The organism is Undibacterium sp. GW821-FHT11H02 (genome assembly GCF_058808015.1).
In genome coordinates this window covers 1-11,422 of the sequence record NZ_JBXARG010000012.1, presented here as the reverse complement: position 1 = coordinate 11,422, position 11,422 = coordinate 1, and the positions used below count along the sequence as shown (strand labels likewise).

General features: G+C 46.4%; 7 protein-coding genes. 3 read left to right on the top strand and 4 right to left on the bottom strand.

The window, feature by feature from the left end; genetic code table 11:
* Positions 1–337: 337 nt before the first annotated feature.
* From glk to AC1RR2_RS12925, 3 genes are read left to right on the top strand one after another with little or no spacing between them, the layout of a single operon-like run.
* Positions 338–1,354 carry a glucokinase gene (gene glk / locus AC1RR2_RS12935; RefSeq protein ID WP_493222678.1) on the top strand — a complete coding sequence of 339 codons (1,017 nt, stop codon included), beginning with the start codon at positions 338–340 and terminating at the stop codon, positions 1,352–1,354.
* 4 nt (positions 1,355–1,358) lie between these two features.
* On the top strand, positions 1,359–3,317 hold the full coding sequence (locus AC1RR2_RS12930) for a glycoside hydrolase family 13 protein (protein WP_493222677.1): 1,959 nt from the start codon (positions 1,359–1,361) through the stop codon (positions 3,315–3,317).
* A 56-nt stretch (positions 3,318–3,373) separates the two neighbouring features.
* Positions 3,374–4,738 (top strand): alpha-amylase family glycosyl hydrolase, encoded by a 1,365-nt coding sequence (locus AC1RR2_RS12925; RefSeq protein ID WP_493222676.1) that lies wholly within the window; start codon positions 3,374–3,376, stop codon positions 4,736–4,738.
* 188 nt (positions 4,739–4,926) lie between these two features.
* On the opposite strand, the gene AC1RR2_RS12920 is transcribed toward AC1RR2_RS12925, so the two are convergent.
* The 4 genes from AC1RR2_RS12920 to pgmB form a co-directional block, all read right to left on the bottom strand.
* Positions 4,927–5,616: a thiol:disulfide interchange protein DsbA/DsbL gene (locus AC1RR2_RS12920; protein ID WP_493222675.1), complete on the bottom strand. Its 690-nt coding sequence runs from the start codon at positions 5,614–5,616 to the stop codon at positions 4,927–4,929.
* A gap of 197 nt (positions 5,617–5,813) precedes the next feature.
* Positions 5,814–7,448, bottom strand: a complete 1,635-nt coding sequence (locus AC1RR2_RS12915; protein ID WP_493222674.1) for an alpha-amylase family glycosyl hydrolase — start codon at positions 7,446–7,448, stop codon at positions 5,814–5,816.
* A gap of 385 nt (positions 7,449–7,833) precedes the next feature.
* Complete coding sequence (locus AC1RR2_RS12910) at positions 7,834–10,146, bottom strand: family 65 glycosyl hydrolase domain-containing protein (RefSeq protein WP_493222673.1); 2,313 nt, start codon at positions 10,144–10,146, stop codon at positions 7,834–7,836.
* A gap of 47 nt (positions 10,147–10,193) precedes the next feature.
* Positions 10,194–10,916, bottom strand: coding sequence for a beta-phosphoglucomutase (pgmB, locus tag AC1RR2_RS12905; RefSeq protein WP_493222672.1), 723 nt, complete (start codon positions 10,914–10,916; stop codon positions 10,194–10,196).
* Positions 10,917–11,422: the final 506 nt, after the last annotated feature.

The window sequence follows — 11,422 nt, the reverse complement described above, 5'->3', positions numbered from 1 at the left end:
TGCTAAGCGCCAGGAACCCTCACCCACTCTTGGCACAGTTTCTTTGCAAGCATGCTTGCCGTTTGTAAGCCATACAAGCAAAACAAAACAGACTAAAAAATATTTCGATAAACTTTTTACCACTATTTTTCATGGAAAACCACAAATCAAAAAAAATCCTGAAACTTAATAACAAATACGTTGCTACTATTCTGTAGTTTTGCTACATTTGTCGATAAATAGCCCTACAAAAACTTAATTACCAAGAGTTATACAAAGCGCTGGGACAGCGTGTGATTACCAATCACCTGCCCTGTTTGGCTGTTTTGTATGATTTGCACTACAGGATTTAACTCTGATGACCAACGCCATTTCTTCAAGTTCACACACACCAGCGAGCGCGCCCTACCCTTGGCTGGTAGCTGACATAGGCGGTAGTAATGCGCGCTTTGGCTGGGTTGCTGGGGAAAATCAGGCGATTACCCACGTGCATACACTGGCAGTAAGTAAATTCGACACCCCGATTGCAGCCAGCGAAAATTATCTGGCACGCCTGCAAGAACAGCTAGGAAGCGCCTACCAAGCACCACGCTGTGCTGCTTTCGCAGTGGCCACTGCAGCGGGTCAGGATCAGATTAATTTTACAAATAGTCATTGGGGTTTTTCAAAAGCTCATGTACAAGCGGCCTTACAATTAGATCGCTTCCTGGTGATTAATGACTTTGAAGCACTGGCACTATCGCTTCCACGCTTGCAAGCCGGACAAATTCGCGCTCATGGCAAATTGCCAGAACATCACGGCACGCTGGCCGTAGTTGGACCCGGTACCGGCTTAGGCGTTGGTTCCGTCATAGAAACGCGCCATGGTTGGATCGCGATTCCGGGAGAAGGCGGTCATGCCAGCCTGGCCGCTACCGACGATTTTGAATCTGCAGTCCTGAGTCGGGTACGCCAAGAATTCTCGCACGTCTCTGCGGAGCGACTGTTATCGGGCATAGGCTTACCGGTACTTTACCGCGCCGTGGCACACACTATGGGCAAGACAGCAGAAGAACTCAGTACAGAATTAATTGTGGAACGTGGTCTGCAAAATCAAGATGTGGTTTGCCGTCAGACTTTAGAGTCATTTTGTGCGCTACTCGGTAGTTTCTGCGGTTCGATTGCATTGACGGTTGGGGCTCGTAGCGGCGTGTATATAGGCGGCGGCATAGTCCCACGTTTCGGTGATTTCTTTTTTGCCTCACGTTTCCGCGAAAAATTTGAAGCCAAGGGTCGTCTGCAGCCTTATTTGCAGCAAATTCCTACAGCACTGATTACCGATACCTTAGCCGCCCTTAACGGCGCGGCTTTCGCAATTGAACAAAGCGAAGCTTAACCCTATGCAGCGCCGCCTACTTTCCCCAAGAACTCACAAACTACTTACGCCACGAAGTAGTTTGTTAGGTGGCGCTGTATTTTTTTTCGTTGCCACCGTCATGGGCGATATTTTAAGCTTGGCTCACGGCGCACAATCAGCATCAGCTTCGGGGCAAAATAGTACGCATCAAATCCAACATTTGGAGCCATCCTCATGGTGGATAGGCATGAAGCAGCCCGACGTTCAGCTCATGGTGCACGGACAAAGCATCAGCGAACTTACACCACACATAGACTATCCCGGCGTCAGCATTCGCCAAGTGAAACGCAGTGACAATCCCAATTACTTATTTATCGATCTGCACATCGCTGAAAGCAGCATCGCAGGTACCGTCAAAATCATGTTTAAACGAGGTGATAAATTCGTCTTAACACATGATTTTAGATTAGAAAATCGTCGCCCTCACTCAGCTCAAAGAGCTAGCTTTACACCTCGTGACGCGATTTATCTGGTGGTGCCAGACCGCTTTGCGAATGGTGATCCTAGTAATGATAGTCATGCAGATTACAGCGACAAACTGGCGCGTGATATCGCTGGTGGTCGCCACGGTGGCGATATACGAGGCATGCAACAACATCTGGACTACATTGCCAACATGGGCTTTACCATGCTGTGGCCAACGCCATTAATGGAAAATGCGATGCCGGTCAATTCGTATCACGGCTACGCAGCAACCGATTTTTATAAAATAGATCCGCGTTTTGGCAGCAACCTCGCCTATAAAGACTTGGTGGCATCGGCGAAACAAAAAGGTGTGGGCATGATTCAAGATATCGTCTTAAATCATATAGGCTCAAATCACTGGTGGATGAAGGATGTACCCAGTAGTGACTGGTTAAATTTCCCTGAGAAATATACCGAGACCAATCACATACGCAGCACTTTGCAAGATATCCATGCAGCACAAAGCGACAAGCAAAAATTCGCGGATGGCTGGTTTGTCAAAACCATGCCAGATATGAATCAACGCAATCCTTTCTTGGCAAACTATTTAATTCAAAATACTTTATGGTGGATAGAGTACGCCGATCTATCTGGATTGCGCGTCGATACTTATTCTTACTCCGATAGAGATTTTCTGGCACGTTGGTCACAACGCATCACCGAGGAATATCCCAACTTAAACATAGTCGGCGAAGAATGGAGCATGAATCCCAATATCGTCGCTTATTGGCAGCGAGGCAGACAGAACCATGATGGCTATCGTTCTTATATGCCGAGCATGATGGATTTTTCTGTGTATCAGGCTTTGCATACCAGCCTGATTGGTGAAAATGGCAAACCCGCAGACATGATGACGATGTATGAAGCAATCGCCAACGACTTCATCTATCCGCAGCCGGAGAATCTGACTATTTTTGAAGGTAATCACGATACACCGCGAATTTTTTCTGCCCTCAATCAAGATCTCGCTCTCAACAAATTGGCTATGGTCATGCTAGCCACGCTGCGCGGTATTCCGCAAATGTTTTACGGTACTGAAATTCTAATGACCAGTCCGACACAGCGCGATGACGGCAAAGTGCGTGGCGATTTTCCAGGTGGCTGGGCGGGCGACAAGACAAATGCATTTACCGCTGAAAATTTGAATATCGCGCAAAAAGAAATGCAGAATTTTGTACGCAAACTATTTAACTGGCGCAAGAACGAGACCGCTATTCATCAAGGCAAATTGATTCACTTCCTACCTGAGAATAATTGCTATGTCTATTTCCGCCTGCTCAAAAATGGCAAAGACGAACGCAAAGTCATGGTCATTATTAATCGCAATGAACAAGCCACGGAACTCGATCTGCAGCGTTTTCAGGAAGTGATACAAAAGAAAACATCAGCGCACGACGTGATGAGTGATCGAACTATTTCACTCAGCGATAAGCTCAAGGTCGAGGCAAAAACGGCCTCGATCTTAGAACTGAAATAGTCAATATTCCGAAATTAGTTTAGAAAATATCCCCCCGAAAAACACAAGGTCATGCCATGAAACACCTACTCTTTTCTCTCTTAATTAGCACCAGTCTAAGCACCGCGGTTAGCGTCGGCATTAACATGCCCGCATCAGCGCAAACCAAGTCAGAAGTCGTGCATCCAGCCTGGACGAAAAATGCAACAATTTATGAAGCCAATATTCGCCAGCATTCCAAAGAAGGTAGCTTTCAAAAATTCCAAGCTTACTTGCCTGAACTAAAGAAAATGGGCGTCAAAGTAATCTGGATTATGCCCATCAATCCTATCGGCGAAAAAAATCGCAAAGGTGAGTTGGGCAGCTATTACGCCGTACGCGATTACAAAGCGGTCAACCCAGAATTTGGTACGCCAGCCGATTTTAAGAATCTGGTCAAGGCAATACACGCGCAAGGTATGTACGTAATCATTGATTGGGTCGCCAATCATACGTCTTGGGATCATGCGTGGACTACACAACATCCTGACTATTACAAGAAGGATAAAGACGGCAAGTTCGTACCACCGGTACCCGATTGGGCCGACGTGATTTCACTCGACTATAGCAATCAACAAGTACGCAAAGAAATGATAGACGCCATGCGCTTTTGGCTGACTGAATACAATATCGACGGTTTCCGTTGTGACGTTGCAGCTATGGTGCCTACCGATTTCTGGAACGATGCGCGCAAGGAATTAGATAAAGTAAAAAAAGTATTCATGCTGGCCGAGGCGCATGAATTTGAATTACATGAAAAAGCCTTCGATATGACCTATGGCTGGCAATACAAAGACTTGTTCAATGATATTGCGAAGCAAAAGAAAAGCGTGAAAGATTTGGACGCCTATTTGAACGGCGAAGAGAAACACTATCATCCTAATTCCTATCGTATGCTGCACATCACGAATCACGATTTGAATAGCTGGGAGGGTACTGAGTTTGAACGCCTCGGTGATGGCGTGGAAGCGTTTTTGGTACTATCAAACATCATGAAGGGTATGCCTTTAATGTATAGCGGTCAGGAAGCTGGCAACAACAAGGCATTGAATTTCTTCGACCGCGATCCTATCGAATGGAAAGCCCATCCTTTCAAAGCCTTGTACAGCAAATTATTTCAATTGAAGAAAACCAATAAGGCTTTATGGAATGGCGTAGAAGGCGGCGAAATGCAACGCCTGAATACTGGCAGTGATGAGCATGTATTTGCTTTTACCCGCGAAAAATCGGGCCATAAAGTAGTAGCTGTATTCAATCTTTCCAACCAAGCACAGACAGCTGAAATTCAAACCGCGCTGGCAAAAGGAAAATTACGCGACGCCATCAGCGGAGCGAAAGCACCTCGGGGCGACAAGGTGAAATTCGACTTGAAACCTTGGGAATATAAAGTATTTGTACAATAATGAGAGAACACCATGAAGCGCTATCATCATAGTGTTCGATCATTACGTGCAATGAAGTAAGTCTTACCAAGAAACTACAAAAGCAAATAAAAAAATGCCAGGTTCCAAAGACCTGGCATTTTTTATGTGTGTTACTTTCATTAATGTATTCACGACCGCACTTACGACGATGTTTTCCAGCGCAGTGATTATTTATGCGCGGCAGCCTTTTCTTTGTGCGCTTTGCTAACAAGAAAATCTAAGACTGGCAGCACCGCTTCATTCTGCTGCTGTTCAGTGACTCGTCCCATGCTGCGTGCCGCCATACTCGGCGAGGTTTGCAAGCGCCCATCGACCACAAGTGTAGGCCATGAATCAATGTCATAGTCGGCCATCACGCGCGGCGAACGCCCTTGCTTAGTGATGACGGTGAAAGATTTATAAGCGTTGTAGAAAGCCACCTTATCTACGGTGGTGGTATCAATAAAAGCCCTGACCTGCTGATCAGTCATCAAACGATTGCGATTCAAATGATAAGCCTCGAATATTTTGGTATGTAGCTCCTCTGCTTTTCCCAGCGCGTCCAAAGCAAAAAATAGCTTTTGCTGTGTTTCAACGCCTGGATTCAAAACATGTATACGTTTGAACGCGATTTTATCGCCCTGCTTTCTCACCCAATCGGACAAGATAGGCTCTAATGCATAGCAGTGTGGGCAGTAATAAGCAAAAAATTCTATGACCTGAATTTTCGGGCCAGCCTCAACCGGCTGCGGTTGACTTAGCAATCTATATTCATGGCCCAACTCAGGAGCGGCAAGGCTGGCAAAGACTGAATTCGTTAAAGCACCGAGTCCAGTTCCGACTAGCATTTTGGCAAACTGTCTTTTACTAATTTGCATGATTTTGGTCCGTAAATTTGTCGTGAAAAATAGTCTTCAGAAAACAGTATAAACGGAAACAGAAAATTCTGAGCAAGGACGTATATCGAATAGGACTTATGCAGAATGGCGCTGGCTAGGCATGGAGGCGAACACAACAAGGCCAGGTCTATTTTGCTTAATTCCTATGGAAGCAGACCGATAATAAAATCGCTACATCAACTATGACGTTTCAGCCCAAACCAGGCACCATAGCCAGGCAATTGCAACTGACTACCGTCCTTCAGGCCGGGCAGTCCATGACCCGAAAGCGCTATCGCATCTTGAACTTGCGTCCATTCCACATTAATCGCCTCAGCACTTAAATTAAATACGACAAACATACTTGGTGCCCCCGGTAGATCCCGGCTTAAGCCGAGTAAGGGATCTGGTAAATCATAAAAACGTATATCGCCGCGCAATAATTGCGGAATACTTTTGCGCCAGTGTAAAACCCGACGCGCAAAATGCAAAACTGAATCTGGATTTTTTTCTTGTTCACTAACAGCTAAAGAAAAATGTTCCGCAGGCACAGGCAACCAAGGCTTGCCACTAGAAAATCCGGCGTAGGGAGATTCGCTGGTCCATGGCAATGGAGTACGACATCCATCACGTCCTTTCGACTCAGGCCAAAAAGTCAAACCCACAGGATCTTGCAAATCCTCATATGCTAATTGAGCTTCAGTCAAAGCTAACTCGTCTCCCTGATACAAACAAGGCGTTCCTTTTAAGGCCAATTGCAGGGTCAGTATCATCTTGGCAAAAGCCGGACTGGCCTGTTGCCCACCCCAACGTGTCATCACTCGTGCGACATCGTGATTTCCCACCGACCATGAGGCACCGCCCTCTTTCACTCTGGCCTCAAAAGCTTCAACTTGGGCACGTATATGCGCCGCCGAAAATTCAGCCGTCAGCAAATTAAAACTATATGCCATGTGTAGACGCTTACCACCTTCGGTATATTGCGCCATCACTTCCAGCGCATCGTCGGCACCAATTTCACCAATAGAAATCGCTTGGTATTCATCAAGTAAGCTTCGTACTTTTTCTAAAAATGCTAAATTCTCAGGGCGTGAATTATCGTAAATATGTGCCTGCATGCCGTAGGGATTCGACGCTGCTACATTCACCGTATTTTGCTTCGCCGCGACTGGATTATTGCGCAGTGCCTGATCATGAAAATGGTAAATACAAGCGTCCATACGAAAGCCATCAACGCCGCGCTCCAACCAGAATCGCATATTCGCCAGGTGGGCACTTTGCACGTCGGGATGATGAAAATTCATATCCGGCTGACTGGTGAGAAAATTATGCAAATAATATTGACGACGACTGGTATCCCACTGCCAGGCCGAGCCGCCAAAAATCGATAACCAATTATTCGGCGGCGTGCCATCTGCTTGAGGGTCCGACCACACATACCAATCCGATTTGGCATTATCGCGACTGCGGCGGCTTTCCACAAACCAGGGATGTGACTCCGCTGTATGCGACAAGACCTGATCTATCATGATCTTCAAACCGAGTTCGTGCGCGCGCGCGACCAAGGCATCAAAATCAGACAGGCTGCCAAACAAGGGATCAACATCACAATAGTCGGCGACGTCGTAACCAAAGTCTTTCATCGGTGAAGTGAAGAAAGGAGAAATCCAAACGATATCAACGCCGAGACTGGCGATGTAATCAAGTTTCTCAGTAATACCTGGCAGGTCACCAATTCCGTCGCCATTACTGTCTTTAAAACTACGTGGATAAATTTGATAAATGACGGCTTCACGCCACCATCCAGGATGGTTCAGAACGGGGTTTTTCATCTTATGATTACACTCAGACTCGGTACACGATAGACCATCGAAATGTGACTTTGTTCAAGCTTAGACGAAAGATAGTGGAAAAAATGAGGACAAAAAAAGCCCCTCACTTACTCTCGTAAGGAGGGAGCCGAAACTCATCACCGAGCTGATTACCCCTCCGATGTGAGCAAGAAATCCAATACCAAACTCTAACTAAGAATCAACATTCATCGCATTTTGCGGGCTACCTATTTCCCTCATTTCGCTAGAAAAAAACACGATACCCAATAAATTGACGGCGATCCCGTGCTTTCGCTTTTACCATATCACTCAATGCTACAGAAATCAATTCCCAAATTAATTAATTCACCAATTGACTTACTTTAAGCACGCCAACTCTTTGAACTCAACGTGCTATGGTCAAAATTTGTCGAGCCGGTAGCTGCTTCTCCACTGCAGCCAGCTGCAATGACAAACCCACATCCGATTCGTTTTCTATGATGATTGCAGCGGGCGTTACCGCCACTTTCAACAAGGCACCGCGGAAACTGATACGGAAAGAATAGCCTTGCCACTGCTTAGGCAAACTCGGATTCAAATGCAACACACCTTGCCGCACACGCACCCCGCCAAAGCCTTCCACCACGGACATCCAGGTGCCTGCCATCGAAGTGATATGTAAGCCATCGTCCGTATCGTGGTTGTAATCATCCAAATCCAAACGTGCTGTACGCAAATAGAATTTGTACGCCAAATCTTCATAACCGAGCGACGATGCCAAGATGGAATGGATACATGGCGACAGCGAAGATTCATGCACGGTCAGTGGCTCATAGAAATCAAAATTCTTCTTGAGCGTTTCTTTATCATAGTTGGCTTCAAAGGTATAAATCCCTTGCAAGACATCGGCTTGCTTAATGTAGCAAGAACGCAAAATCCTATCCCAAGACCAGTGTTTATGAATCGGATATTCACCCTTAGGAATCGCCGTCATCGGCAACAATTCTTTATCCATAAAACCGTCATGCTGGATAAATACACCGGTTGGCGCATCGACTGGCAAGACGATTTTCGCGGCGACATCGGCCCAAATCGTTTCTTCGTCTTCGTGCCCGCCCAATTGCGTTTTGGCGACGATCTCGGCGTAACGTACAGGGTCGCTGGCTTTCACTTGCGCTAAAGATTCGCGGGTGTAATTCAAAGTCCATTGCGCCAACAAATTGGTGTACCAATTGTTGTTGACGTTATTTTCGTATTCATTCGGCCCCGTCACACCCAACATGATGTAGCCATTGCGACGATCTGACCATTGCACGCGTTGACGCCAAAAACGTGAAATCGCGATCAAGACTTCCAAGCCGTATTCGGCCAAGTAGCCGACATCACCTGTGTGATTGATGTAGTTGTAAATCGCAAAACTCATCGCGCCGTTGCGGTGAATTTCTTCGAAGGTGATTTCCCATTCGTTGTGACATTCTTCGCCATTAATCGTGACCATAGGATACAAAGCCGCGCCATGCTTAAAGCCCAACTTGGCGGCATTCTCGATCGCACGACCCAGATGCTTGTAGCGATACACTAGCAACTGACGAGCGACTTTTGGATCAGCCGTTTTCAGATAAAACGGTAAGCAATAGGCTTCGGTATCCCAATAAGTCACGCCGCCATATTTCTCACCAGTGAAACCTTTAGGACCGATGTTCAAACGTTCATCTTCACCCGTATAGGTTTGATTCATCTGCAGAATATTGAAGCGGATTGCTTGCTGTGCCGCGACATCGCCATCAATCGTGATATCGCATTCCGCCCACTTTTTCGCCCATGCTGCGCGCTGCTCGCTCAGCATGTTTTCAAAGCCCTTCGTTTGCGCCGCAGCAGCACTTGCTTGCGCGGTCGCCTGTATCGTCGCCTTCTCAGCATAGAGCGAAGAAACCACCGCAAGGTACTTAATCAAGCTAACAGATTGTCCTTGCGCGATATCAACATGCACGACATTCGCGACCCATTTTTCTTTCGACGCGGGTTCTGCTTGCAAAGCCTGTGGGGCGCCATCGACTTCCAATGACAGAGCAAAGGCTGTCGCCACGTGGAAAGCCGTCTTCTTCGTTTCACCCGTAATCGCCGCGCTGCCGACTTCCGAAGTGCGCGAAATTTCTACCCAAAATTGTTCATCGTAATTGGAGTCTTGATTCACCACATTCAAATCAAGCAAAGGTGTGAAGGTGAGCTTACCGCTGAAGTTCAACGCCTTCACAGAATAGCGAATCACCGCATTGTCGGTATCGACGATGCTGGTAAAGCGTGTGGACTGTACTTCAATTTGCTTACCGGAAGCTAAGGTCGCCACAAAGCTGCGTTGCAAAATGCCTTCTTGCATGTTCAACACACGCTTAAAATTCGCTACGCTCGCCGTTGCCAAATCGAGTTCTTCGCCGTCGACGTTGACATTAATGCCTATCCAGTTGGTCGCATTGAGTACCTTAGCGAAATATTCGGGATAACCATTTTTCCACCAACCCACGCGCGTTTTATCTGGGTAGTAAACGCCAGCCACATAGCTACCGCGCAGACTGCTGCCGCTGTATTTTTCTTCAAAATTGGCACGCTGGCCCATCTTGCCATTGCCGATGGAAAAAATACTTTCCGAGATACGATTCAAAGCAGGATCAAAGCCTTCTTCGATAATATTCCACGGGTCTTTTTTGATGTAGTCTCTCATTGCTGTTTCGTCCGTCTTTAATTTGTTTTATTCAATATTTTCTTTAATCAGGCAAAGCGCGCCAGCACATCTTCAATGCCCAGACCCGCGAAATTGGGCAACACAAAATGCGCCTGATCGAGCACCGCTGCACTACCGATACCCACCACCTTCATGCCCGCATTGCGCGCCGCCTGCACACCCGCCACCGCATCTTCAAATACGATGCACGAGCTAACAGGTACATCCAATTCTTCCGCCGCCTTCAAAAAGACTTCAGGGTCGGGTTTGGCTTTACTGACTTTATTGCCATCGACAATCGCATCGAATTGATCGAGCAACTGTATGCGCTGCAAAATCAAAACCGCATTTTTACTCGCCGACCCCAACGCTACTTTGATGCCGTGCGCGCGCACTGAACTCAAAAATGCTGCCGCACCCGGCAAAATTTCTTCCGGTCCGATTTGATTTATATATTCCAAATACCAGCCGTTCTTACGCACCAAGGCCGCATCAAATTCCGCATCATCAAGTTGCTTGCCACCCAAACGCAAAATCAACTTCAAAGACTCAATCCGACTGACGCCTTTAAGCTGCTCATTGTCATGCTCAGTAAAATCGAAACCCAAACTATTCGCCAAGCGCTTCCAAGCCAGATAGTGGTACTTCGCGGTATCCACAATCACACCATCGAGGTCAAAAATGCAGGCTGGTTTCATAGGCTTACTCATATTCAGAAAATTTAAAAAGCGCGTATTGAATGACTTTTTATTACTTTTTAATTGATTCATTCAAAGCGCTTTGGATTGGTTTTTAGTTTAATTCAAAGCGCTTTGAAAAGTAAAGCAAAAAACGTGAAGTTTTGTTGTTTTGTGGGATTGGAGGGATGATGTTCGCCTTCGGCCATGGACAATACCAATACACTATTGAAACCATAAACATAAGTTTAATAAGGCTTACCCACTATTCGAAATATCATTGTTATCTTTATACTTATATGTTAACTTCGGCTCGTTCCACAATAAATCAAACTAGGTGTCTTCACGTATGAAAAGCGACGAATTGGGCATGGATTGTGAGAAGCACGGGAAAGGATTTGGCGCTACTGTGTGCTGTCATTTGGTTAATAACAATGGAGCGCCACTTGGTTTTGTCGAGAGCAGCTCTGAACCTCGCGATCTTCAAGCTTGGTGCTACGCATGTGAACATATGTTCTTGCTCACTAGTGTCCGGTTAAAAATCGAATAAATTCAATTGGTTAGCGGTGGGTGCTGTTTCAGAAATGTAGCCATCGGTC